Source organism: Microvirga guangxiensis, from assembly GCF_900102135.1.
Lineage (GTDB): Bacteria > Pseudomonadota > Alphaproteobacteria > Rhizobiales > Beijerinckiaceae > Microvirga > Microvirga guangxiensis.
On sequence record NZ_FMVJ01000002.1, the window covers coordinates 432346 to 454701 of the forward strand.

At 62.8% G+C, this 22356-nt stretch carries 25 protein-coding genes; 3 read left to right on the top strand and 22 right to left on the bottom strand.

What is annotated here, in order from left to right; translation table 11 throughout:
• Window positions 1-578 precede the first annotated feature (578 nt).
• From BLP10_RS02075 to BLP10_RS02135, 13 genes are all read right to left on the bottom strand, one after another.
• On the bottom strand, window positions 579-1037 hold the full coding sequence (locus BLP10_RS02075) for a cytochrome c-type biogenesis protein (RefSeq protein ID WP_091129031.1): 459 nt from the start codon (window positions 1035-1037) through the stop codon (window positions 579-581).
• Between the two features lie 3 nt (window positions 1038-1040).
• Window positions 1041-3023, bottom strand: a complete 1983-nt coding sequence (locus tag BLP10_RS02080) for a heme lyase CcmF/NrfE family subunit (RefSeq protein WP_091129034.1) — start codon at window positions 3021-3023, stop codon at window positions 1041-1043.
• A gap of 14 nt (window positions 3024-3037) precedes the next feature.
• Entirely contained in the window at window positions 3038-3496 is a 459-nt protein-coding gene (gene ccmE, locus BLP10_RS02085) for a cytochrome c maturation protein CcmE (RefSeq protein WP_091129037.1), read from the bottom strand.
• Window positions 3493-4596 carry a c-type cytochrome biogenesis protein CcmI gene (gene ccmI, locus BLP10_RS02090; RefSeq protein WP_091129041.1) on the bottom strand — a complete coding sequence of 368 codons (1104 nt, stop codon included), beginning with the start codon at window positions 4594-4596 and terminating at the stop codon, window positions 3493-3495. The genes ccmE and ccmI overlap by 4 nt, the downstream gene beginning before the upstream one ends.
• A gap of 71 nt (window positions 4597-4667) precedes the next feature.
• Window positions 4668-6047, bottom strand: coding sequence for an ATP-binding protein (locus tag BLP10_RS02095; RefSeq protein WP_091130065.1), 1380 nt, complete (start codon window positions 6045-6047; stop codon window positions 4668-4670).
• Window positions 6048-6061: 14 nt separating this feature from the next.
• Window positions 6062-6739, bottom strand: coding sequence for a response regulator transcription factor (locus BLP10_RS02100; RefSeq protein WP_091129044.1), 678 nt, complete (start codon window positions 6737-6739; stop codon window positions 6062-6064).
• Window positions 6740-6755: 16 nt separating this feature from the next.
• Window positions 6756-7070, bottom strand: coding sequence for a PepSY domain-containing protein (locus BLP10_RS02105; protein WP_091129047.1), 315 nt, complete (start codon window positions 7068-7070; stop codon window positions 6756-6758).
• Window positions 7071-7117: 47 nt separating this feature from the next.
• Window positions 7118-7873 (bottom strand): glycoside hydrolase family 108 protein, encoded by a 756-nt coding sequence (locus BLP10_RS02110; RefSeq protein ID WP_091129049.1) that lies wholly within the window; start codon window positions 7871-7873, stop codon window positions 7118-7120.
• Window positions 7874-7881: 8 nt separating this feature from the next.
• Window positions 7882-9420 (bottom strand): DUF2793 domain-containing protein, encoded by a 1539-nt coding sequence (locus tag BLP10_RS02115; RefSeq protein WP_091129053.1) that lies wholly within the window; start codon window positions 9418-9420, stop codon window positions 7882-7884.
• A gap of 38 nt (window positions 9421-9458) precedes the next feature.
• Window positions 9459-13319, bottom strand: a complete 3861-nt coding sequence (locus BLP10_RS02120; RefSeq protein ID WP_091129055.1) for a baseplate multidomain protein megatron — start codon at window positions 13317-13319, stop codon at window positions 9459-9461.
• 2 nt (window positions 13320-13321) lie between these two features.
• Window positions 13322-13753, bottom strand: a complete 432-nt coding sequence (locus BLP10_RS02125) for an NlpC/P60 family protein (RefSeq protein WP_091129058.1) — start codon at window positions 13751-13753, stop codon at window positions 13322-13324.
• Window positions 13750-14640, bottom strand: coding sequence for a DUF2163 domain-containing protein (locus tag BLP10_RS02130; RefSeq protein ID WP_091129060.1), 891 nt, complete (start codon window positions 14638-14640; stop codon window positions 13750-13752). Before BLP10_RS02130 ends, BLP10_RS02125 begins: the two co-directional genes overlap by 4 nt.
• 12 nt (window positions 14641-14652) lie before the next feature.
• Entirely contained in the window at window positions 14653-15291 is a 639-nt protein-coding gene (locus BLP10_RS02135) for a DUF2460 domain-containing protein (RefSeq protein ID WP_091129062.1), read from the bottom strand.
• Between the two features lie 85 nt (window positions 15292-15376).
• Between BLP10_RS02135 and BLP10_RS02140 the strand changes: the two genes are divergently transcribed.
• Window positions 15377-15622, top strand: coding sequence for an HP1242/YdcH family protein (locus BLP10_RS02140; protein WP_091129065.1), 246 nt, complete (start codon window positions 15377-15379; stop codon window positions 15620-15622).
• A 6-nt stretch (window positions 15623-15628) separates the two neighbouring features.
• Here BLP10_RS02140 and BLP10_RS23455 read toward each other — a convergent pair whose 3' ends face one another.
• The 7 genes from BLP10_RS23455 to BLP10_RS02180 form a co-directional block, all read right to left on the bottom strand.
• Window positions 15629-16066 (bottom strand): phage tail tape measure protein, encoded by a 438-nt coding sequence (locus BLP10_RS23455; RefSeq protein ID WP_244510349.1) that lies wholly within the window; start codon window positions 16064-16066, stop codon window positions 15629-15631.
• Window positions 16067-16679: 613 nt separating this feature from the next.
• Window positions 16680-16892, bottom strand: coding sequence for a phage tail assembly chaperone (locus tag BLP10_RS02155; RefSeq protein WP_091129075.1), 213 nt, complete (start codon window positions 16890-16892; stop codon window positions 16680-16682).
• Window positions 16889-17233 carry a gene transfer agent family protein gene (locus tag BLP10_RS02160; RefSeq protein ID WP_091129078.1) on the bottom strand — a complete coding sequence of 115 codons (345 nt, stop codon included), beginning with the start codon at window positions 17231-17233 and terminating at the stop codon, window positions 16889-16891. The genes BLP10_RS02155 and BLP10_RS02160 overlap by 4 nt, the downstream gene beginning before the upstream one ends.
• Window positions 17234-17244: 11 nt before the next feature.
• Entirely contained in the window at window positions 17245-17655 is a 411-nt protein-coding gene (locus BLP10_RS02165; RefSeq protein ID WP_091130068.1) for a phage major tail protein, TP901-1 family, read from the bottom strand.
• 31 nt (window positions 17656-17686) lie between these two features.
• The gene (locus tag BLP10_RS02170) at window positions 17687-18097 is read right to left on the bottom strand and encodes a DUF3168 domain-containing protein (RefSeq protein ID WP_091129080.1); all 411 of its coding nucleotides are present in this window, start codon (window positions 18095-18097) and stop codon (window positions 17687-17689) included.
• On the bottom strand, window positions 18094-18429 hold the full coding sequence (locus BLP10_RS02175; RefSeq protein WP_091129084.1) for a phage head closure protein: 336 nt from the start codon (window positions 18427-18429) through the stop codon (window positions 18094-18096). The genes BLP10_RS02170 and BLP10_RS02175 overlap by 4 nt, the downstream gene beginning before the upstream one ends.
• 162 nt (window positions 18430-18591) lie before the next feature.
• Window positions 18592-19152, bottom strand: coding sequence for a head-tail connector protein (locus BLP10_RS02180; RefSeq protein WP_091129088.1), 561 nt, complete (start codon window positions 19150-19152; stop codon window positions 18592-18594).
• Between the two features lie 18 nt (window positions 19153-19170).
• Between BLP10_RS02180 and BLP10_RS02185 the strand changes: the two genes are divergently transcribed.
• Both BLP10_RS02185 and BLP10_RS02190 read left to right on the top strand, forming a co-directional pair.
• The gene (locus tag BLP10_RS02185) at window positions 19171-19914 is read left to right on the top strand and encodes a S1 family peptidase (RefSeq protein ID WP_425286925.1); all 744 of its coding nucleotides are present in this window, start codon (window positions 19171-19173) and stop codon (window positions 19912-19914) included.
• 85 nt (window positions 19915-19999) lie between these two features.
• Entirely contained in the window at window positions 20000-20797 is a 798-nt protein-coding gene (locus tag BLP10_RS02190; protein ID WP_091129090.1) for a S1 family peptidase, read from the top strand.
• A gap of 17 nt (window positions 20798-20814) precedes the next feature.
• Here BLP10_RS02190 and BLP10_RS02195 read toward each other — a convergent pair whose 3' ends face one another.
• Both BLP10_RS02195 and BLP10_RS02200 read right to left on the bottom strand, forming a co-directional pair.
• A complete protein-coding gene (locus BLP10_RS02195) occupies window positions 20815-22050 on the bottom strand; it encodes a phage major capsid protein (protein ID WP_091129094.1) in 1236 nt (411 codons plus the stop codon).
• Window positions 22051-22140: 90 nt separating this feature from the next.
• On the bottom strand, window positions 22141-22353 hold the full coding sequence (locus BLP10_RS02200; RefSeq protein ID WP_139165410.1) for a hypothetical protein: 213 nt from the start codon (window positions 22351-22353) through the stop codon (window positions 22141-22143).
• Window positions 22354-22356: the final 3 nt, after the last annotated feature.

Genomic DNA, 22356 nt, shown 5'->3' on the forward strand with positions numbered 1-22356 from the left:
AGCCGCTTTCATCTTCTTTCGATCAGGGCTCCTCGCAATCCTGGCGGGCTTGTTCTGGACCGCTACAGCGGTCCGTTTCAGAGGGCTCGCGACCGTAACAACGAGGGCTTGCTCCGAAGAGGACCCGGGGTCGGTGCCGATGGCAACCTTCCTAGACATGCAACGGCTGACATAAGCGCCCCTTCGTTCCACGACACGCCGGAACTCATCGACGCCGACCTTGCCGAGGGGAGAGATGCGCGCTCTCGCTTCCTGACGGCAGGCTTCGCGCTTGGCGACGAGGTTCTCATTGGATTGAGCGGAAAATGGCAGGAGCAAAAAGAAGAAAACAAATCCAGAGGCCGCTGCTTTCACGACCGTACCTTTCAGGCCAGATATGAGGAAATCGATGGCCCGATAGCATTAGCTTTGCGGTTTGGCGCAGCGACAAATTGGCTTGTTCAACGGAAATAACAGGCCTGTTTCTAAGCAAGGAATAAGGGCCCATCAGCTAAGGACTAAACACCTTAGGCATGGATGTAGTGAAGCCCCCTCGATCATGTCCTGTCACGGAAAGCGCAGAGCGCTTGTCCCTGACTTCAGGCACCCTGATCGCGCTTGAGCAGCTTCTCAAGCGCCTTCTGCTCATCCGCATCGAGCGCTGTCGCAGGACGTGGGCGGTGACGCATGGCAACGTAGACGCCGAGACCGCCCAGGACGAGAACAAGCGCAGGCGTCAGCCACAACAGCAGGGTGTGAGCCCCGAAAGTGGGCTTGAGCAGTACGAACTCACCGTAGCGCTGCACAAGAAAGCTCTCTACCTGCGCGTCGCTATCGCCGGCCACAAGACGCTCCCGCACGAGAACGCGCAGATCCTTGGCAAGCTGCGCGTCGGAATCGTCAATGGACTGGTTCTGGCACACGAGGCAGCGCAGGCCCGAAGAGATTTCGCGCGCACGCTTTTCGAGAGCTGGATCCTTCAGCACCTCATCCGGCTGAACCGCAAGAGCCGACATGCTGAAGACAAGGGCGGCGAGGAGGCTGAGAACAAATCGCATGGCTCACTCCGCCGGGACGGGCGCAGCCGCCGATGTCTTGGCACGAACCGGAGCGCCGATACGCAGCCGCCGGTCGGTCAGAGAGACACCGCCGCCAAGGGCCATGATTACCGAACCGATCCAGATCAGCAGCACGAGCGGCTTATAGTAGAGGCGCACGCCCACCGAGCCATCGGCCTGCGGCTCGCCGAGGCTCACATAGACCTGCCCCAAGCCCACCGTCATGATGCCGGCTTCCGTCGTCGGCATGCCGCGCGTCACGTAGAGGCGCTTCATGCTCTCCAGGGTGCCGACTTCGTGGCCCTGCAGGTAGATGGTGAAGACAGCCACATCCTCACGGAAATTGGCTTCAGTGCGAGGAATGACGCGTTCGAGTCTGGCTTCGTAATCGCCAGCCTTGAGGCGCTCGCCAGGTTTGACCGTGGCGAGTCCCTCGACGCCCCAGGCCGTGGCCGCAATACCGATAACCGTCAGGCCGACGCCTGCATGAGCCAGCACGGTGCCCCAGGTGGAGCGCGGCAGGTTGGCGGCCTTGCGACGAGCCACGGCAAAAGGAGTACCCTTCGACCAGGAGCGCGTCACGATCTCGTTGAACGAGCCGAGAACCAGATAGACGCCAAGACCGATGCCGAGAGGAGCGGCGACGGGGCCGCCGTAATAGAAGGCGAAGAGCGCGACGGTCGTGACAAGCGAGATGCCGAACACGGCATAAAGACGCTGCGCGGAACCGAGGAAGTTTCCGCGCTTCCAGGCAAGGGTTTGGCCAAGAGGCAAAAGGAGGAGCAGCGGAAGGACGAGAGGAATGAAGGTCAGATTGAAGAACGGCTCGCCAACCGAGATCTTCTCTCCCGTCACGACCTCCAACGCCAGCGGATAGAGGGTGCCGATCAGAACCGTCGCACAGGCGGTCGACAGGAACAGGTTGTTCAGCACAAGCGCTCCCTCACGGGAGACGGGAGCGAACAACCCTCCCTGCTTGAGCATCGGCGCGCGCCACGCGAAGAGGGCGAGCGAGCCGCCGATGAACAGGATGAGAATGGCGAGAATAAACGTGCCGCGCTCTGGATCGACCGCGAAGGAATGCACGGAGGTCAGCACGCCCGAGCGCACCAGGAAGGTGCCGAGCAGAGACAGGGAGAACGTGAGGATGGCGAGCAGGATCGTCCAGACTTTCAGCGCATCGCGCTTTTCCATGACGACCGTGGAATGCAGAAGAGCCGTGCCTGCAAGCCATGGCATGAGCGAAGCGTTCTCCACCGGATCCCAGAACCACCAGCCGCCCCAGCCGAGTTCGTAATAGGCCCAGTAAGAGCCCATGGCGATGCCCAGGGTCAGGAACGCCCAGGCACCGAGCGTCCAGGGCCGGACGATGCGTGCCCAGACCGCATCAATGCGACCGTCGATCAGCGCGGCGCAAGCGAAGGCGAATGAGATCGAGAAGCCCACATAGCCGATGTAGAGCAACGGCGGGTGGATCGCGAGGCCGGGATCCTGAAGCAGCGGGTTCAAGTCCTGCCCTTCGATGGGCGCCGGAATGATCCGCGTAAACGGATTCGAGGTGAGCAGCATGAAGAGCAGGAAGGCGATGGTGACGGCTGCCTGCACCGCAAGGGTGTTAGCCTGCAACCGCATGGGAATGCTGTTCCTGGAAAGAGCGACAACAGACCCGAACAGCGCCAGGATCAGCACCCACAGCAACATGGAACCTTCGTGGTTCCCCCACACGCCGGAGATCTTGTAGATCAGCGGCTTTGTCGAATGCGAATTCGCGACCACGTTCGCGACCGAGAAGTCGGACGTCACGTAAGCAACTGTCAGCGCCAAGAAGGAAAAGGCGATACAGACGAAGACGGCTAGAGCCGTCACAGGTCCCACCGACATCAAAACGGGATCGTTGGCGCGCGCGCCCCAGAGAGGCACGATGAACTGGATCAGGGATAATCCGAGCGCCAGTGCGAGCGCGAAATGTCCGGCTTCGACAATCACCAGGCTCTCCCTTACTACTGTGTCTTCGGCGCGGCGTTGGCCTCACCCATCCAATGCCCCTGTTTCTTCAGGGTGTCTGCCACTTCGCGCGGCATGTAATTCTCGTCGTGCTTGGCCAGAACGGAATCCGCCCGGAAGACGGTGGCGCTCTCCAGAATGCCCTCGGCAATGACGCCCTGCCCTTCACGGAACAGATCGGGCAACAGTCCCTTGTAGTGCACCTGCATGGTGGCCTGTGCGTCCATGACCTCGAAGGAGATCTGCTGATCGACGCCGCGCTGCACGGTTCCTTCTTTCACGAGACCGCCCAGACGCAGACGCGTGCCGGGCTGCACATTCTTGGCTTGGATGTCCGCCGGTGAATTAAAGAACACGATCGTGTCGTTCATGGCGTAAAGCACAAGACCCAGCGCAAGCGCGAGAATGCCGCCTGCGAAGCCGATCAGGGTCAAACGTCTTTGCTTTCTGGTCATGGTCCGGCGTCAGTCAGTTTCAGTTCGCGTGTCATTGCATCGATGGTCTTCAGGCCAGCGTCATCCTGCGCCAAGACTTGCCGCGCGCGCGCAGCAGTGGCCACCGCCTTATCCCGTTGCCCGAGAACCGTATAGGATCGGATCAGGCGCGCCCATTCTTCAGGAGATCCGCCCTGGGTCTCGAGGCGCTCGGCGAGGCCCGACACCATGCGAGCAATGTCTTCGGCCCCTATCTGGGGAGCATTCTGCTGCCCTGCAACGGGCTGCTCCACGCCGAGGCTGGCCAGGCGCTGCTTTATGGCATTGGCCCATGGCGCGCCTTCAGGTGAGGAAGCAAGAAGCGCCGCGTAAGCCTGCTTGGCTTTCTCGGGCTGGCCATCCTGCTCGGCGGCGACAGCCAGATAATAGCGCGCTTTGAATGCGCTTGCGTCCAATTGCACGGCCTGCTCGAAAACCGCCTGTGCCTTGGACGAGACAAGGCCATCATTGGCGAGGACCAGCGTCTCGCCGTAACTGGACAGCCTTTCCGCGCCGGGACCGAGATAGCGAATGGCGGTCTCATAGGCCTTTACCGCATCGTCCAGCCGCCCCATGCGGAAATAGACGGGAGCGACGACTTCCCAGCCACGACCGTCTTCAGGATGCTTCGCCAGATGTGCCTCGATCTGGGAAACGGCAGTCATGAGGTCGAGATTGGAGCCCGGCTGTTCGGCCTGACGCTGAGGCGGATTAGCCATGAGATGTGGCGAGCCGTAGGCACCATAGATGACGAGAGCCATGATGGGGATCATCGACAAGGCCAGAGTCGATGCGGCTCTGCGGCGGCGCAGAGCAGGCTCTCCAAGAGCCGCGAATGTATCCGATGTCATTCCCGTGGCGCGCAGAAGACGGCGTCCGGCTTCCGCCTTGGCGGCCTCGGCTTCGCTGTCCAGGAGCACGCCGCGCTCCCGATCGCGCTCGATCTCTGCGATCTGCTCGCGATAGAATTGCATATCCGGATCGAGCTGCTGCGCAGAAAATGCGCGGTGGCGCGACAGGGGCCAAAGCACCGCCATCACGGCTGCCGCCGTCATCAGCAAGAGTATGATCCAGATCACCATAAAATCCTAATTACCCCGAGTCCTCGTCAAGCACGACGGTGGCACGGTGTCACGCGTAAAAATACATAGGATTAACCTCTATCCCCCGGGAGCTCGAGCACGGCTCGCAGGCCTCCCAAGGGAGATTCTTCGAGCCTGAGCGAGCCTCGATAGAGGGTGGCGAGGTCGGTGACGATGGAAAGGCCGAGGCCCGAGCCGGGCTTGGTTTCGTCGAGACGTCGGCCGCGCTTGAGCACCTCGGCCCGCGCCGTTTCCGGAAGGCCTGGCCCGTCATCGTCGATGAGCAGACGGAAGCGCGGACGGTCATCGTCCTCGCGGATGATCTCGACGGAAATCTCGACTTTGTGAGAGGCCCATTTGGCGGCGTTGTCGATCAGGTTGCCGGCCATCTCCTCCAGATCCTGCTTCTCCCCCCTGAAGCGCAGGTCGCGGGGAATGGCTAGCTCAACCGCCAGCTCCTTCTCCCGGTAGATCTTGGCGAAGGTGCGGGCGAGGCCGCCGATGACGGGCTCAACATCGGTGAGCGTTCCCAGCGTGCCGGCCAGAGCCGCTGCACGGGCACGGTCGAGATAGTAGTTCACCTGATCACGCATCAGGGCCGCCTGTTCGCGTACTCTGGACGCAACCTCTTCAGGGGCGTTCTCCGCCTCGTTCATGACGATGCTGAGGGGTGTCTTGAGGGCGTGGGCCAGATTCCCGACCTGAGTGCGGGCCCGCTCCAGGATCTCCCGGTTCGTATCGAGCAGCAGGTTCAGCTCGCTTGCGAGCGGAGAAATATCACGAGGATACTCGCCCACGATCCTTTCGGCCTCCCCGCGCCGGATGGCGCCGAGAGCGCTGCGAAGATTGGCGAGCGGACGCAAGCCGAAGCGGATCTGCAGAAGGGTCGAGAAGCCGAGAGCCAAGCCGAGAAGCGCGAATGTCACGGTTAGCGCGAAAAGGAAATCGCGTACGCCCACATCGATTTCATCGGCGGGGCCCGCAACCCGAATGATGTAACGGCCATCCTCGCCGAGATCGATGTCGCGCTCGATGATCCGCAGGTTCCGCTCGTCGGGGGCCTTGCCGTAGCCGCGGCGGATCTGCCCGAAGCGGTTGTCGACCGTGGCTGCAAGGCTCGGCACCTGGCCGCCGAACAGGGATTTCGAGGAGCGGATTTCTTCCGGCTTGGCGTTGGGCCGCGCCACCTGCCAGTACCAGCCGGACAGAGGCAGCTCGAAGCGCGGGTCGCCGATGGGACCGAGGTCGCGGTCCGGATCGCCGGGGGCCACCAGATTCGAAGCCAGGGTATTGGCATAGACCAGCAGGCGCTGGTCGAATGCCCTCTCCGTGTTGTCGCGGTAAAGCGTGAGCAGGATGAGCCCTGCCACGAGCAGGATCGCGAAGCTCCAAAAGACTGAAGAAACGGCAAGCCGGACCGCAATGGGCCGGCTTGCGAAACGGTCAAGAATCGGGCGGAATCCCCTCACGATTTCGTCTGTGTCTGGCTCGCATCGAGGAGATAGCCCAGGCCGCGAACGGTCTGGATGATATCCACCCCGAGCTTCTTGCGCAGGCGGCCAATGAAGACCTCGATCGTGTTCGAGTCACGGTCGAAATCCTGATCGTAGAGATGCTCCGTCAGCTCGCCGCGGGAGACGATGCGGCCCATATGATGCATGAGGTAGGACAGGAGCCGGTACTCGTGCGAGGTGAGCTTCACCGGATTCCCGTCCACCGCCACACGCCCGGAGCGGGTGTCGAGCTTCACCGGGCCGCAGGCGATCTCGCTCGTGGCATGGCCGGTGGCCCGGCGCAGCAAGGCGCGGACGCGAGCCAGTAGCTCCTCCATGTGGAAAGGCTTGGTCACGTAATCGTCGGCCCCGGCATCGAAGCCTTGAACCTTGTCGCTCCAGCGGTCGCGGGCTGTGAGGATGATGACGGGCATCTTCCGGCCCTCCCGGCGCCAGGCCGTGAGAACGGATACGCCGTCCACCTTCGGCAAGCCGAGATCGAGGATGATGGCGTCGTAGGGCTCGGTATCCCCGAGAAACTGCCCCTCCTCGCCATCGAAAGCAGCATCGACCGCATAGCCCGCCTGTTCGAGGGCGGTCACGATCTGTTTATTGAGGGTTCTGTCATCCTCGACAACGAGAAGGCGCACGTTTCGAGCTTTCTTTTCACTGGACCGATTTTACGCGTCCGGAGGAGCCGTCGATCGTCACTTGCACGATACGCCCATCCTTCTGCAAGGCCATGATCACATAAACCAGGGTATCGCTGCTGCGGCAGAGGCTTGCCCGCACCACATCGGCGTTCGGAACCTGGCGACGGGCCGTCATGACGGCCGAGGCCGGCGCCACGACGCCTTTGGAGGCCACAGCCTGCTGCATTTCCCGAGGCGGGAGGCAATTCTTGAGCGCCGCCGTCGCGCTTTGCGCGGACGCAACACCCATCATCCCCCACATCGCTATGATCAGCCAAACCAGACGCATGCCCGCCTTATGACCTTGCCGCACTGAACAAAGCCTGAATGTCCAGTCTAGTTCGTAATCTGCTTCGTGGCCAGGATCCGGAAGACTGTGGAGGCGATGAAGCTGCCTGCCGCGATGAACTGAACCAGAGCCTCCTGAAAAGCGCCTGCGCTGAGAGCCGAGGCCTCGAAACCGAACAGGCCGAGGATTACGGCGACGAGGCCGATCAGGTTGGCCCAGATGGTGCGGCTGGCAAGAATGGCCTTGGTATCGATCATGTTGGATATTCCGTGTTGAGGAGTGAAGGAGGACGCGAGCAGGATTGCCTCCCGCTCGACGTGGAGAACCCGCCTGCGCCATCCGCGCCCGAAGACGGGCCAGATGGCGAGGCGGGAGAGGAACCCGAGGCGTCTGCGTGTCAGGCGGCGAATCGTATCGACGGCATCGGCCCGTCGAACGGCCTCAAGCGTGATGGGTCCAACCAGGCCGTCGGCTTCGACACCGAGAACCCGCTGGAGCATCATGACTGCCTGCCGGGGACCGGAGTTGACGGCGAAATCGAAGAGCGCGAGATCGACTCCTCTGGGGAGTTCGTCGGCGCAGAGAACATCCCAATAGAACCGGCGGTAAATGGACGATGCCTCGCCCATCGTGAGCCGATGGACATCTTCGGCAGAAGCTGGCTGCCCGCGAGCGCGAGACAGCGTTTGAACCGTGATCCCGAAATTCGTAGCTCCGCCCGGATCCTGAGGATGCCAGACGAAGCCGCCTTCGTGTTTCAGCACTTGCGCGAGGGCTGTCTCGAAAGATGAAGACGCTGGCATGGCAATGCTCAGAGCTCGGCCTGAAGGGCGAGAAAGGCGGAATTCCCCAGATGAAGATTTCCGATAGAGCCGGCCGACCCGTTGAAGGCGGAACCCGCCTGCAGCCTCATCACGAGACATGACGAGCCAGCCGGCAGGTTCGTCGTGAACGTCAGAGTGCCGCCGAGCGACAGCCAGGCCGCATTGCTGTTGCTGTAAAAAGCGATCTGGTTTCCCACAGGTGAGGCAGTCACCCAAGTGGCCGCGCTCGTCTCCAGGGCCGGACTGGCACGCATGGGCGTGGACAGGCTCAACGGAATATCGATGACGTTGCTCGCCGTTCTTTGCCCGAACGCGCACAAGATTTTCGGCGATGAACCGCTGAAGGGCAGCATCTGATAATAGCGCCTGCAGTGAAATTCCTCGCGGTCGAGCGGCTCGCCGATCCATGGCGTCGGATATGCGCCAGCTTCGAGCTTCACATGCCTGAAGGAACATGGGCTCGAAGGCTTCAGCCGGACCGTGACATGCCCCGTCTCGGCTTCGTCGAGAACGACCGTCGCAGAACGGACACCCGATCCCGAGGGGATCGTCGCCGTCTTCGTGCCGATGACGACAGGCAGAGGCTCGGACGGATCCCGCACAGAGATGGTGAGAGCCATACCTGCGAGATTGGCGACGCCGAGCAGCGCCGAGGCATGCACGACATCGACAACCTGGTCGAGCGCTCCGGTCAGCGTGATGGTTCCATCCGCCGCACGGGTAAGCGCGCAACCACCCTCCCCGCCTTTCCAGCGGTCAAAGCTGTAGACGCCCTCTGCCAGCGATCCGCCTGCAAAGCCGCGCTGGTTCACAACGAAGGAACTGTTGATCAGCAGGTTGGGCCGCGGCACATTCGAAAGCCCCTGCGGCAGCGTTCCGACGCCTGTCTCCCGGTCGATGGAGAGAGCATCGATCCAGCGTGATCCATCAGGCGAGACGCGAATACTGAAATCGTCGTTGCCGATCAGCCCCGTTTCCGCACGCCCGCTGAAGCCGCGCTGATAAAGCTGCGAGAGAACATTGGCCGCGCCGGATTTATTGAGGACGAAGCGCAGATCGCCCGTTCCTCCCTCATCCGCACTCAACGCAGCAAACAAGGCCGCATTGAGCTTTGCGGAGAGGCGGTTCAAATCGTCGGGAGCCGTTCCAATCCCGAGGCGATCGAGCCCATCGAGCACATTGCAGTATTGCCTGATATCCTGCCATTCCGCGCCATCGAAAACGACGATGGCACCCTCCGCCTCGACATAGGCTTTCCAGCCTGCCCGAGGAGAGAAGAAACGCCAGGAGCCAAGGTCAAAGAGAGCTATTTTGGCTTCCTGACCTGAGAAGGCCCCCGCTGCGCCTGCGCCGACGAGATAGCGGTCACCTTCGGCTGGAGTTGCAGGAGGAGACGTGCGACCGCGCTCCTTCACGGCGAGGTGGACGAGAGCGTCCAAAGCCGCGATGGCTTCGTTATGCGTGACATGCTTTTGAGCCTGCGCCGCTGCAAGCAGCGGCAAGGCCAAGTGAGGCGTTGAGGTCATCGATGAATGTGCCGTGAAATGAACGAGTGGAAAAAACTTCAGAGAACCGGGAGCACGACGCTTCTCTCGAAGCCTCTGCCGACAACGGCGCTGACTTGCGCCACACGAAGACTGAGCGTCGTTTGAGGCGCTCCGAAATCCGCGAGCTCCTGTTCTGGCGGATAATGCACGAAGGCCTGTGAGCTTGTGAGCGTACGAATGACGCTTCCCGCTTTCAGGATGTCGATCTCATAGCGCTCGACGTCTTCTGCGAGAGGAATGTCAACGGCTTCCCAGCCGTCGCCGTGGCGCCGGGCCCGTCGAACCCATGCGATGCGCATGCCCTCCGCGTCTCGTTGAAGAGTCACATGGACAGGCGCAAAAGGCTTGAGAGCCTCTCGGCTGACGGTTGCCGTTATCTCCGCCATGGCCGGGTTCGCATGGTCTCGCCCCGAGGGCCCCACCCTGTAGCGCCAGGTCTGTCCGAGATCGGCGAGATCGACCGTCAGAGGCGCGGCCGCCTCGTCGAGACGGACGATGAGAGCGCCTTCCGGCACGGGACGTCCCGCCTCCGGTTCCGTTCCCGCCAAGCCGCGCAGGAGCCGTGAGAGGCGATAAGTGCGGTCCCCGATCATCTCGGAACGCGCTGCGGCGAGAATTTCCCAGCGCCCGTCCGTTCCCCCGACGGCAAACAGATTGCCTCCGGCGAGCGTGGTCTCGTCATCAAGGGAGGCAATGGCCCCCGAAGAAATTTCGACATCGAGAACGGCCCGTGCGTCCCATCGCCAGAGAGGTCCCGCGGGAAGCGCATTCTTCGTTCGCCCGACTACTGCCGGGAGATCGACGATCCGGTGTGGCGTGAAACTCGCCCCATTGCCCGAGCGCCAGATCGTCACCGCGCCCGGCCATGGATTTGCGGCAACCGCCATGTATTGCAGGGGTACGGGATCGCCGATGGCGGCGGGAAGATCGAGGATAACGACCTGCGGTTTTCCAGGAACTGCCGGCGGGCGGCGCACCGGCTTCTCGATCGCGGAGCCCGGCCTTTCGAACACGGCAGGCTCCACCGCGCGCGTGCTCACCTTTCGCGTCGCCCCGTCGGCGATCCGCACCACCCGATGCAGTTTCGGCCCCGCATCGGTGGGAAGCGAAACCACGTCTCCGGGCTCGAACTCGATCCGGCGGGGCGACAGCTCGAATTCAGCCCCTTCCCGGCCCGCCCAGAGATCCTGCAGCCAGGTATCCGCCAGACGCTGCGCCTCGGCGCGTCGCGTGATGATCGCGCAATCCGCGCGGGCTTCCCGGCGGCTCGATCCGGACAGACGGCGGGACGCCACAGCTGCGCGGCGGTAATCCAACTCGCCATCGGTGTAGCCGATTTCCACCTGCTGCGGCAGCTCCGTCTCCTGCGAGCGCGTGAGCTTCAGCGAGGGCTCGCCCTCGTTCATCACCAGATCGTCCTTGGTCAGGGCGATGATCCCCCGCCCTCCGCGCCCTTTCCACGCAATCGTGCCGCCGCTGACGGCCGCCTCGATCCCGAACATGCGCATGAGCGGCTCGAGCGCTCCGCGCGCCGACATGGGCTTGTCGATGACATAACCGTCCACGAAACCGTCGACCTGGATCGCGCCAGGATTGCTCAAGCCGAAATCCTTGAGGATGCCGATGATCAGACGGTCGAGCGGCGCGCCCTCGATCCGGCCGGTGATCCAATGCCCCGTCTCCCAATTGGGCCCATCGCTCCAGACCATGTCGAAATCGGGAAAAGCTGGGAAAGGCCGCGCGTCCCATGCCCAGACAAAGACATTCGCCGGATCGACCATGCGACCGTCGTAAAGCGGCGATTCAGGATTGTATGCGGAGGAAAAACCCTGTTGCGCCGGATCGAACCGGGACAGGATCGCCTCCAGGGCACGGGTCTGAACGAGATCGTCCCGCACCCCTCGCGAGAATGGCGGATAGGCGGATTCCGACGACTTCGGATCGGGAAAGACGTTCGGGCCATTGGGCCCTTTGTCGACGGCAGGGATTCCGATCTCCGTGAGCCAGATCGGCTTCGACTTAGGAACCCACGCGGTGCGTGACGTCTCGACGCCGTTGTATCGCTCCACATGCGGATTGGTCCACCAGGAGACGAGATCCTTCGCGCGGAATACCCAGGGCTTGCCATAGGCTCTATCGGAGATCGGCCTGCGTGTCTGCGACATGCGCTCGGCGGCATTGGCATAATACCAGTCGAAGGCTTCGCCTGCTCCGAGCCGGGCGCGCAGGTAGTCCACGTCGTAGATGCTGCGACCCTCGGCCAGATCCGCGTGGCCGGGACCGTCACGCCAATCGGAGATGGGCGGGTAGTAATCGATCCCGACCGCATCGATATCGGCGCTTGCGAAAAGCGGATCGAGCGGGAAGCGCACCTCCGCTCCTCCGCCGAGAACATGCGCGCCGTATTCCGTCCAGTCGGCCGCATAGACGATCTGCGTGGATTTCCTGAGAATGCCGCGCACCTGACCGGCCAGCGCATTCAATTGCTGCACGGCCGGATAGCTTCCCGGAGCGGAGCGAACGCGCGTGAGGCCGATCAGCTCGCTCCCCAGGATGAAGCCATCGACTCCTCCGGCTTTCTCCGCAAGATTTGCATAGTGAAGAACGAACGGGCGATAGCCCCAGGAACGGGTGAACCATTGCCCAACCTGACTTGCGGCCGCACTCATTCCATCCGGTGTATCCGGCTCTCCGGGCGCGGGATGACAGGTGATGCGTCCGCGCCAGGGATAGGCGGGTTGCCCCGTTCCGCCATAGGGGTTTGGCAGGGTGTTGGCGGCGGGAATATCCATCATCACGAAGGGATAGAGAACGACCTCGAAGCCCCTCGCTTTCAGTCTCTTGATGAGGCGGATGACCGATTCATCCGAGGGCGTTCCGCCATAGGCAGGCGCCCCCTTAACGAGCGAGACCACCTTCGCCTGATCACGCGTCAAACCAGCCACGGACCAAGTCGCGCCATCCGTCGTCTTGGTCTTGGTATCGACCCGGGGCTCGATCAGGCATGAGCCCGCCCTGAGATCGCTGCCGAACCAGCTGACGACGAGCGAGACGCGCTTGAGGTTGGGGCACAAAGCCTCCAGCGCATCGAGCGAGGCCATCGCATCGCTGGCGTTGCGCAACTGGTGACGGTTCTCGGGGCTCGTCTTTCCGAGGTCGAGAACCTGCATGACGGGAAGCGTGTCATAGCCGAACTCGCTCGCGCCCGGGATCAGGCAGACGGCCCGGATCATCCGGTTGAGCCCGTCTACGGGCCGAACCACCTCGAACGAAAATTGCGGAACGCGGTTTCCGTAATCCGCGAGTGGCAAGCGCTCGAAGACCACATAGGCCAGGCCGCGATAGGCCGGCGCGAGATCGGAGCCCTCCTTCGCCACGATCAGCGGGTCCGCCGATTGCGTCTCCGATCCGCGGTGCACGCGCATGGTGATGGTGGAGAGATCGATCTCGCGTCCGTCCGCCCACACGCGCCGGACGAAAGCGATCTGTCCTTCGCAGAGCCCGACCGCGAGATTGGCGAAATACGAATAGGTGGTGGTGGATGTTTTCGGGCCGCCCATGCCCTTGCCGCCCTGGCTTCCGGACCGCTCCGTCTTGGTATTTGCTACTTCTTCCAGGCGCGTGGCCCAGATGAGCTGTCCGCCGATCCGCGCGCGGCCATAGACGCGGGGAATGGCTGCGCCCTCCGTCGAGGTGAGCCCCTCGATTTCCTTGAGGCGCGGCCCCTCCACGTGTTTCGTGTCGCCGCCGCCCAGAAGAGCATTGTCGATGGCAGCGCCCGCCAGGCCGCCCAGCGCACGGCCCGCCATGGCCCCGAGCGGCCCGGCCACCATGCCGCCCACGACGGAGCCCACGGTTTGAAGAACGAGTGTGGCCATGATCAGTGTTCCGGAAATCGAAAGGCATGGGCAAGATGGCGCCGCCACCAGGGAGCGAAGGCAACCTCTGCAACCGAGGCGCCGTCGTGGGCATGGATCATGGTGCTGGCGGACGTCGCGATGGCGCAATGCTTGGGCGGAAGGTTGTCGCGCCACCGAAAGAGCAGCACGTCACCCGGTGCGAATGCCGTGACATCAATCTCGATGAGGTGCCTTCGGGCCGCGGCGAGAAGAGTGTCCGCGCCGGCCTCCGCCCAATCGGGCGAATAAGGCGGCGGCAGCTCGGGCTCGGCTCCCATCACGCTACGCCAGATTCCGCGCAGCAGGCCGAGGCAGTCGCATCCGACGCCTTTCAGCGATGCCTGATGGCGATAAGGCGTCCCGATCCAGGAGCGCGCCTCGGTGACGACGCGAGAGGAAAGAGCATCGCTCATTTGAAGAAGCTCCCGCCATCGAGCCCTGGCTCGCCCTGTCGCGGCATGCGGATGATGAAATCGTTGCCAGGCATGTGCGGGAAGCCACGGAAGTTCGCCACGTTCCGGAATTTCCTGCGGCACATGCCATGGGTCTTGTCGCAGCCCGCGGTCACGCGGAATGTGTCGCCCGCTTGAATCGCCTGCGGCGCGCGTTGCCAGAGATCGAACTCGTCCGTGCCGCCGATTGCGCGGTGCACCTTGATTTCAACGGACACGCCCGCATTGCTGCCGCTGAGCCACGTGAGTTTCCCGCCCGTGCACCAGCCATCGGCAAAATCGATGCCGGAGGCGGCGATGCCGAGGAAGCCATCGGTGCGCGTGACGGCGCCCGTCGCGGCATAGGCAGGCGACGAGAGGTTCACCCTGCACTTCGCATCACCCAGATCCGCCGAGCAGGTTGCGCGAAACAGCCGCCCGCGCTCCTCGTCGTAGCGATGCATGAGGCCCCGCACCTCAGCGATAAAGCTGCCGTCGGATCGGCGGATCTCGCCAATGGAGCCGATGTCGAGAAGCAGCCGCTCCTCCACATTGTTCCAGTTCACGAGCCAGGTTTCCACGCTCGCATCATCATAGAGGCCCGAGGAAATGTCGTCTTCAGTCAGGCCTGCCGACATGAGCGCGCCGGAAACCTCGCCACCGCCTACCACGAAGCCGAGTTCGGCTGTCGCCTCGGCAGCTTCCAGGCCGGAACGCGCGGCAAATACGGTTCCGCCGAAATCGAGATCGCGGTCGTGATCCGTGAAGCCGAAGCTGACGCCGTCACGGCGGATGAGCTTCCAGCAATGGCAAAGCGTCGTCGCCCCGTCAGCCATATGAGCCGCAAGGTTCAAAGGAATGTTGCGCATGGGTTTGAAACCTTAAGGAACGATCTCGATCAGCGGGATCTGCGGAATGCCCCCCGCCTCGAAGGTGGAAAGGTCGATGTCGAGTTCGTCCGTATCGAACCGCACGGGCACGTCGAAGCTGTAGCCCGCCGTGATCGCAGCTCCAGCAGCAGGCGGAACAGGAAATGTCACGAGGCCGGTCGCCGGATCGCAATTGAAGGCGGAGCCCACTGGCTGCTCGACGCCGTTCAGGGCCACCCGCACCGATCCGCCCACCGGCTTGGCAATGGTGCGCACATATGGCGCGAAAGACGAGCCGTAGATCTTGACGAGCTGGAACGTCTTTGTCGTGCCGTCACCCGCCCCGATGCGCTGGTCGAGAGCAGTCGGGTCCTTCGAGGGCGGGCAGGAGCGCCAATCGGTCCGGTCGCAAAAGCGGAAACCGTAGAGCTTGCCGCGCCGCTCCTCGAAGAAGGCGATCACCGCATGCAGCGCATCCACATTTCTCACGCCCAGACCCGCATCGTAGCGGCGGCGGGAGGAGGCCCAACGGCTGTTGCGGTGCTCGCGGCCGGAAGCAAGCGTGACGATATCGGTCCGCCGCACCGGCCCTCCCCGACTCCCTAAGCTGACGTCGAGGGGGAAGCGGACCTCATGGAAATCGGATGCCATGATCCATCCTTCTGAGATTTGAAACGAAAAAAGAGCGCCTGGCGTTGTCGTGCGAGCAGGACATTCAACAAGGAGACGCCCGGCGATGAGCAACGCCCCCAACGACCTCCTCGAAGACTTCCCGGACAAGGTCGACCGGATCCGCCAGCTCAAGGAGAGCAACAATCGCTTCGGCAGGCTCTATGACGAGTACAACGAGCTGAACCGCACCATTCACCGCGTGGAGACGCGGGTTGAGCCGAAGCCGGAAGAGGTCGAGGAAGAGCTCAAGCGTCGCCGCCTGCAGATCAAGGATGAGATCATGGCGATGCTCGACAACGAGAGCGCCTGAGCCAAACTACATCCCTCGCTGGCCACGCGCGACGGCCCGCGCCAACGCGGCGGAGACCTGCGCCTCTGACCGGCGGAAGCTCTCCGCATTCGGCGTCGAGATGTTCACCGTGATGGAGGCCCCAGGCCCGCTTCCGCCGGAGCGCACGCCGAGCTTGCCGTCAGGCCCGCGAGCCAGCGGCATCACGGCTTCCGCGCCCTTCTCGCCCATCACGCCGAGACCGCGTCCGAGCGGGAAGTAAGTCGGCGCTCCCACGACGCCTCCTTGCGCGAACGGCATCACCATGCCGCGCGAGAACACGCCGCCTTTCGCGAAAGGCGTGGCTGAGGCCGCACCTCCGCCACCGAAAAGAGAACTGAAAACCGAGCCTATGCCTTTGAAAAGGCCGCCGAATAGATCGCCGCCGCCCATAGGCAGCGAACTACCCATAGCGCCTGAAGTCATGCCCTTTATGCTCTGGCTCAAAGCCATCTGCAGAGGTGCCAAAGCCAAGCGCAACCCTGTTTCCACAAGAGACTCACGCACCTTCTTGATAACAACGTCGAATTTCTTGCCCTCGGCAATATTCTTCGCGAAAGCATTGGACAAAGAGTCACCGAATTTTTCGGAGAGCCCTATGAGGGTGTTGAGCTGGCGTTTGCGATCTTCGGCGACTGCATTGGAAATGATGCTATCAGGAGCTTTTCCTCCGTCTGCCATAAAACTCTCTCTTTTTGTGATGTGTTCGACATGCAGCATCGTTTTTCTAAGTGCTTGCATGCCCCAAAAGGCAACCGTCGATATCTTTGAAAGGCCAGGCATTAGCGATTCTCAATTCGAACGCATGCGGCTTGAATGCAACTACGAAGCCCGCAAAGCAGTCGCCTCTCAAGAACCTGGTCTGGTCCGTCACCTTGAGTGGAAGGAAATCTATTTGACGTGTCTCGAGCTCAAGGGAGCGAAATACATCAGAACGGAAGAGAAGCTTTCCTGATAGAGATCTTTGAATCAGACACGTTGATCTCTCTTTGAAAGGCTGCAACCTCCGTTGCATGAGCAATCAGCTCCCACGATGGAGCTAACTGCTCGCATTGGCATCCGGAAAAGCCTCCATCATCCGCATCAAGTCGCTGCCAACCACCGGCTCAACTCTTCGTCCGCCGCTCAGTCCTTCCCACGCCACGAACAGTTCGCGCGGCGTTGCGCGCCAGAACTGATCGGGACTCCACCGCAGGACGCTCAAGCCCAGCATCATCGCGTCTTCCCAGGGGAAGAGCTGCTGTTCGCTCATGCGCCCTGCGGATTCAGAGGGTTTGACGATGTGTCCGCGCCGAAGGTGACGATGAGAAGATCGGCGATAGCCGATGCCACGGGCTCAATGCCCTCCGTGAGGGGAAGACTCGCCACATCCACCGCGCTCACATCATGACCGCCGCCACGCAAAGCGACAGTGAGCAATCGCAAGAGATCGCGGCTCGCCAAGCGGCCTGTGCCGAAGCGCTCCGCGAGAGCCATGAGATCGTCGACGCCGAACGCCTCCTCCAGCTCGGAAAGAGCGCCGAGCGTCAGACAAAGGGTGTAGCGTTTATCGCCCAGTTGCAGCGCGACTTCGCCTCGTCTTCTATTAGCCATGTCGCCGACCCTCACAGCGCCACGAATGTCAGCGCACCGGCTGATTCAAAGGCTATCTCGAAAGTCACCTCGCCCGCGTGATCGCCGCGATATTCGAGGCTCGTAATCTGGAATGGTCCTTCGATGCGCCCGAAATCGGGGACGATGATCTGATAGGTGAGAATATCGCCGTCGAAGAACACCTGGCGCATGCGCGCATCCGACGCTTCGTCCTTGAACACGCCGGAGCCTGTGATGCCTGCGCGGCGCACGCCGACGCCGGCCAGAAGCTCACGCCAGCGCCCAGCGGATTCCGCGTGTGTCACATCGACGGTTTCCGCATTGAACGAAATCTGACGGGTGCGAAGGCCCGCCACGGTGACGAAGCCGCTGCCGCCGTCGCCGATCTTGATGAGCAGATCCTTGCCCTTTTGAGCAGGCATGAAGAAGTCCTTTCTGGAAATGAGCAAAGGCTCAAGCACGCTCGGTTACGGCGCGCAGATGAAGAGTGACCCGGGAAAGCTGCGTGTCCTTGTCGCGATGGGATGCGATTGCCGTCACGCGCAGGTTCACAAGCCGATGGCCGTCGAGGGCGAGCGGCACATCATCGAGCAGCATTGCGAAGCGTTCAGCCGCTGCCAGTCCGCTGCGAGCGCTGCCCCGCTCCGACCACACCACAAGGGAGAGGACCTGCTCGTGTCCGCGGTCCGTATCGGTCGACCAATCTTTAGCCTCCACATCGCCGAACAAGGCATAAACCGGCTCCGCATTCCGGGGCGGCTCATCGTAAAGGCGCACGGACCCGCCCATGAGCGAGGCCAACTCCGCATCCACTGACGATGCATCCATGATCGCGCGGCGCAGGGCGAGGATCGGACTCGTCATGACTTGATCTCCTCGACGAGGCAGACGAGATCGCGCCGCGAGCCATCCGGATCGGAAGACGCGCGAATGGCGAAGCGGCGCAAGCCCGAAGTCAGACGCATGGCGCCCGTCACTCCATCGCGGTAGCGCAAGGTGATCCTATGCGTCAGGCCCTGTTCGGGCCTGTCGGCACGCACGCGCTCGGAACCGGAGAGCATCTCCATCGCGCCCCAGAGCTGCGGCCCAGATCTGTAGGAGCGGATGACCCCACCGAACCCGTCGGGACTCTCGAGAGGCACTTCGAGAACGAACCGGCGCGAACGTGCGCCGATGGGCAATGATTTTGATTTCATCGTAACAACTCAAGAAAACATCGGCAAAGCGCAGCCCTCATCTTGAGAAGCCGCGAAGCAAAATCTCGACGAAAGCTCGAATGCGGATTGGCGACGCCTTGCCCTTCGAGACGCAAGCAAACCCGCTCCGCAGGGCGTGGGGCTCTGATGGAGTGCAGCGCTTCAGAGGCGCGCCCGCTGGAACGGAGCCACGAGCGCCATCGCCTGAGGCGGCAGGATCTGCTCGCCCGCCACGTCGCCTCGGTTTTCGAACCAATGGGCGACGAGGATCTTGATCGCGAGCCTCAAGGTAGAGGGAACCGCATCGGGCGTGGAGCCGAAGCCTGCGCGCAGCTCGATCTCGATTCCGTGTCTCGCCTTGCCGGGCTGAGGCGCATCGTCAACCGCGATGCCTGGCGGATCGCTCACGGCATCCGCATCGATGGAGGCGGCCGGAACGTCCGTAGCCGTGCCATCGGCATCCAGCACCTTGATGCCGTCCACGGCGAGCAAGGGCGCAACCGGCAGCCTCACCTTGCCGCCATCAGGCCAGCGATCCATGACAACCCGCCAGCGCTGCTCGATCAGAGCCCGCCGCGAGGCGGTTTCCACCACGAGCCTTGCGGCCTTGATGAGCCCGGCGATCAGATCGTCCTCCGCCTCGTGGTCGATGCGGAGATAGGCTTTCATCTCGGGCAGCGTTATGGGCTCGACGGCGGGGCCATCAACGAATATCGGGATCATCGAAACAGGAATCCTTCCATGATGAATCGTCTGATCACGCTCTTCCTTGCCCTGCCGCTGGCCGCGACAGGGGCGAAGGCCATCGTCGGAGGGGCCGAGGACCAAGGCCCCCTCGCCCGCCAGAGCGTGATGGTGTTGAGTTCGAATGGCGGCGTCTGCAGTGCCGTCGTGGTGGCGCGCGACGTTGTGCTCACCGCCGCCCATTGCGTGACGGGCGCGGACGAGCATCGGGTGCATTTCCGGGACGAGACCGGCGAGCCGGTGCTGATCAAGCCAGCCGGCAAAGCCGTGCATCCCGGCTACAACGCAAAGGCTATCGAGGCTCGGCAGCGCTCCATCGATCTCGCCCTCGTGCGCATTCCGGAGACATTCCCTGAGCGCTTCGAACGGGCAACGCTCACCGCGGCCAAGCCGGCCAAGGACGAAACGATCCTCATTGGCGGCTATGGGCTGGCACGCGAGGGCGACGCCAAGACGACGGGCACGTTCCGCACGGCTCATCTGAGCGTGATGGAGCCCTATGGCCCCAGCAAAATCCTGCTCTGGGCCCAGGGCTCGGGCGCCATGGGAGCCTGCCAAGGCGATTCCGGCGGGCCGATGGCATCGGGAAATTCGGTCGCCGCGATCACATCCTGGTCATCGCCGTCACGCGGCAAGAGCTGCGGAGGCGCCACGCAGGGCATTCTCCTGGGCCCACAGAAGGAATGGATCGACAGTACGCTGAAAGGCTGGAATCGCGCGGCGTTGTGGAGCGGCAACTAACGCTGGAAATTTGCGGGCGAGTGGAACTATCTTACCTTAGCAGTCCTTCCCATACGTAACGATTCCTCTCTCCCCATATTGCCAGATGCGCGCGCTTCCATTTTTCATTCTTGTCGCCCTCACCATTATGACGAGTTCCGCGCAAGCGGTTCTGCTGGGCGCGCCGTCGCGCGATCCCAACGGGCTGCGGCGCTCGGTCGTGTCCATCGAGAATTCCCTGGGCGAGCTTTGCTCCGGCGCTCTGATCGGAGCGGACCTGGTTCTCACGGCAGCCCATTGCGTCACCGATCCGGCAGCCTATCGGGTCACCGCGGTCAATCGGGCCTTCAAGCCGCAGCGCGTCAGGGTCGTCGCCCTGGCGACCCATCCCAGCTTCGTGACCGGCACGACGCCGCGCACGCAGCCCGGAGTCGATCTGGCGATCCTGAGGCTTGAGCGGCCTCTCGGCTCCGAGTTCCTGCCCCTCGATCCTACCCTGTCCGGCAGGATCGGCGTGGGCGACGAGGTGACCATCGCAGGCTTCGGCGTCTCGGCTGAAAGCAGAAGAGGAACCGCGCGTGTCCTTCGGCAGGCGAACCTCGTCTCCCTTGGGCCGATCGAGGTTGCCAATCGCGTCCTCATCGTTGTGGACCGCGATCGGCTGGCCGAAACCAGCGGCGCGGGCGCCTGCCGGGGCGATTCCGGCGGGCCTATTCTGGCTGAAACACCGAACAGCTATCTGCTTTACGGCATCATCAGTTGGTCGAGCGGCGCGTTTCGCACACGCTCGCCCAGCGCCTGCGGAGGCCTAACGGCCGTGACGCCCATCGTGGAGCATCTCGGTTGGATCCGTCAGGCCATGCGCAACCTCCAAGCTGCCGACGGAGCATGGGCGAGACGCTGATCCCGCCCACTTTTTGCTTAAGCCGCGAACTTCAAGAGCTTGATCGCCGCATAATCCTGCACGCCGCCGCCCACGCGCTTGGTGGTGTAGAACAGCACGTAAGGCTTCGCGGAATACGGATCGCGCAGCACTCGCATGCCCGCGCGGTCGACGATCAGGTAGCCGCGCTTGAAATCGCCGAAGGCGACGGCGCAGGCGCCCGCTGCGATATCGGGCATGTCCTCGGACTCCACCACGGGGAAGCCCATGAGCGTGGCGGACTGCCCGAGGCTTGCAGGCGGAGCCCAGAGATACTGGCCGTTCGTATCCTTGAACTTGCGGATCGCGCTCTGCGTCTTGCGGTTCATGACGAAGGAAGCGTTCTGGCGGTAGCCGGCCTTCAATGCATAGACGAGCTCCACCAGCACATCGGACGGGTTGCTCGACGGAAACGCTGCGCCACCCGTATGCACCGCACCGAGCTTGCCCCAACTCCAGGTATCGTCCTTCACGATATCCGAGGCGAGAAAGCCCTTGGGCTTGTTGACGCCGTCACCATTCACGAAAGCGGCGCTCTCCTGCTCCGCGAAGGCTGCTTCGACTTCCTCGGCGATCCAGCGGTCGATATCGACCACCGCGTCATCGAGAAGGGTCTGGGTAGCCGCCGGCATGGCATAAAGCTCCATGGCCGGGAAGCTCATCTCGGAAAGCGTCGGGCTTGCGGTCTGAGGACGGGAAGCCGTCTCGCCGACCCAGCCGGTGGCCGGACCCGTCGTGGAGAAGGCACGCTTGTACTGGCCGCCGGAGATTACGCGCACCGACGAGATCGCACGGATCGGCGAAATTCCTGAGAGGCGGCGCAGCACTTCCGTCTCGACGGTATCGGGAACGAGGTAGCCGCCGTCCGGACCGGAACCGGCGGAGAGTGCCTTCTCCTCCAGGCGCTTCAGGCCGGTAGCCTCGCCGGACCGCATATAGGCTTGGAACGCCGTCTTGTGCTCGTTGCGGGCCGGATCGCGTGGAGCGTCGTCGCGGCCCAGCGGCGGACGGGAGCGGTCGAGGGCCAGGCGGTCGAGGCGGCGCTTGGCGTCGTCCAGCGCGGCATCGATGCGGGTGAGCTTTTCTTCCGTCACCACGTCGCTCGACAGGCGCGTCTCGATCTCCGACAGGCGCGTATCGTTGGTGTCCTTGAAGGCCTCGAAGGCGCGGGCGAAATCCTCGAAGGCCGACGAGACGTCGTCGGAGAGGGATTTAGTTTCGACAACAGGAATCATATTAATCCAAAGGGTTCAAAAAATGGGTGGGCTTCAACGAAAAAGGCCCGCCGGAAGGCGGGCCCATTGCTTCCCGGTGACGGGAATTGATTAGCGGCGGCGAGCGCGGCGCGTGTTCGCTTCCACATTGTTGGAAACGGTCGGACCAACGGCAGCGCCGACGGCTCCGCCGACGATCGCACCGGGCGGGCCTGCCACAGCGCCGACACCGGCGCCGACCGCAGCGCCGCCGACGCGTTCCTCAGTGGTGGTGCAGGCCGCGGCCGCCAGGCCGATGAGGGCGACGAAAGCGAGCTTCTTCATGAA

Coding starts and splice junctions, on each gene's coding strand:
- BLP10_RS02075 (WP_091129031.1), bottom strand. CDS start 1,037: ATGCGATTTGTTCTCAGCCTCCTCGCCGCCCTTGTCTTCAGCATGTCG.
- ccmE (WP_091129037.1), bottom strand. CDS start 3,496: ATGACCAGAAAGCAAAGACGTTTGACCCTGATCGGCTTCGCAGGCGGC.
- ccmI (WP_091129041.1), bottom strand. CDS start 4,596: ATGGTGATCTGGATCATACTCTTGCTGATGACGGCGGCAGCCGTGATG.
- BLP10_RS02105 (WP_091129047.1), bottom strand. CDS start 7,070: ATGCGTCTGGTTTGGCTGATCATAGCGATGTGGGGGATGATGGGTGTT.
- BLP10_RS02110 (WP_091129049.1), bottom strand. CDS start 7,873: ATGCCAGCGTCTTCATCTTTCGAGACAGCCCTCGCGCAAGTGCTGAAA.
- BLP10_RS02115 (WP_091129053.1), bottom strand. CDS start 9,420: ATGACCTCAACGCCTCACTTGGCCTTGCCGCTGCTTGCAGCGGCGCAG.
- BLP10_RS02120 (WP_091129055.1), bottom strand. CDS start 13,319: ATGGCCACACTCGTTCTTCAAACCGTGGGCTCCGTCGTGGGCGGCATG.
- BLP10_RS02125 (WP_091129058.1), bottom strand. CDS start 13,753: ATGAGCGATGCTCTTTCCTCTCGCGTCGTCACCGAGGCGCGCTCCTGG.
- BLP10_RS02130 (WP_091129060.1), bottom strand. CDS start 14,640: ATGCGCAACATTCCTTTGAACCTTGCGGCTCATATGGCTGACGGGGCG.
- BLP10_RS02135 (WP_091129062.1), bottom strand. CDS start 15,291: ATGGCATCCGATTTCCATGAGGTCCGCTTCCCCCTCGACGTCAGCTTA.
- BLP10_RS02140 (WP_091129065.1), top strand. CDS start 15,377: ATGAGCAACGCCCCCAACGACCTCCTCGAAGACTTCCCGGACAAGGTC.
- BLP10_RS23455 (WP_244510349.1), bottom strand. CDS start 16,066: ATGACTTCAGGCGCTATGGGTAGTTCGCTGCCTATGGGCGGCGGCGAT.
- BLP10_RS02155 (WP_091129075.1), bottom strand. CDS start 16,892: ATGAGCGAACAGCAGCTCTTCCCCTGGGAAGACGCGATGATGCTGGGC.
- BLP10_RS02160 (WP_091129078.1), bottom strand. CDS start 17,233: ATGGCTAATAGAAGACGAGGCGAAGTCGCGCTGCAACTGGGCGATAAA.
- BLP10_RS02165 (WP_091130068.1), bottom strand. CDS start 17,655: ATGCCTGCTCAAAAGGGCAAGGATCTGCTCATCAAGATCGGCGACGGC.
- BLP10_RS02170 (WP_091129080.1), bottom strand. CDS start 18,097: ATGACGAGTCCGATCCTCGCCCTGCGCCGCGCGATCATGGATGCATCG.
- BLP10_RS02175 (WP_091129084.1), bottom strand. CDS start 18,429: ATGAAATCAAAATCATTGCCCATCGGCGCACGTTCGCGCCGGTTCGTT.
- BLP10_RS02180 (WP_091129088.1), bottom strand. CDS start 19,152: ATGATCCCGATATTCGTTGATGGCCCCGCCGTCGAGCCCATAACGCTG.
- BLP10_RS02185 (WP_425286925.1), top strand. CDS start 19,171: ATGATGAATCGTCTGATCACGCTCTTCCTTGCCCTGCCGCTGGCCGCG.
- BLP10_RS02190 (WP_091129090.1), top strand. CDS start 20,000: ATGCGCGCGCTTCCATTTTTCATTCTTGTCGCCCTCACCATTATGACG.
- BLP10_RS02195 (WP_091129094.1), bottom strand. CDS start 22,050: ATGATTCCTGTTGTCGAAACTAAATCCCTCTCCGACGACGTCTCGTCG.
- BLP10_RS02200 (WP_139165410.1), bottom strand. CDS start 22,353: ATGAAGAAGCTCGCTTTCGTCGCCCTCATCGGCCTGGCGGCCGCGGCC.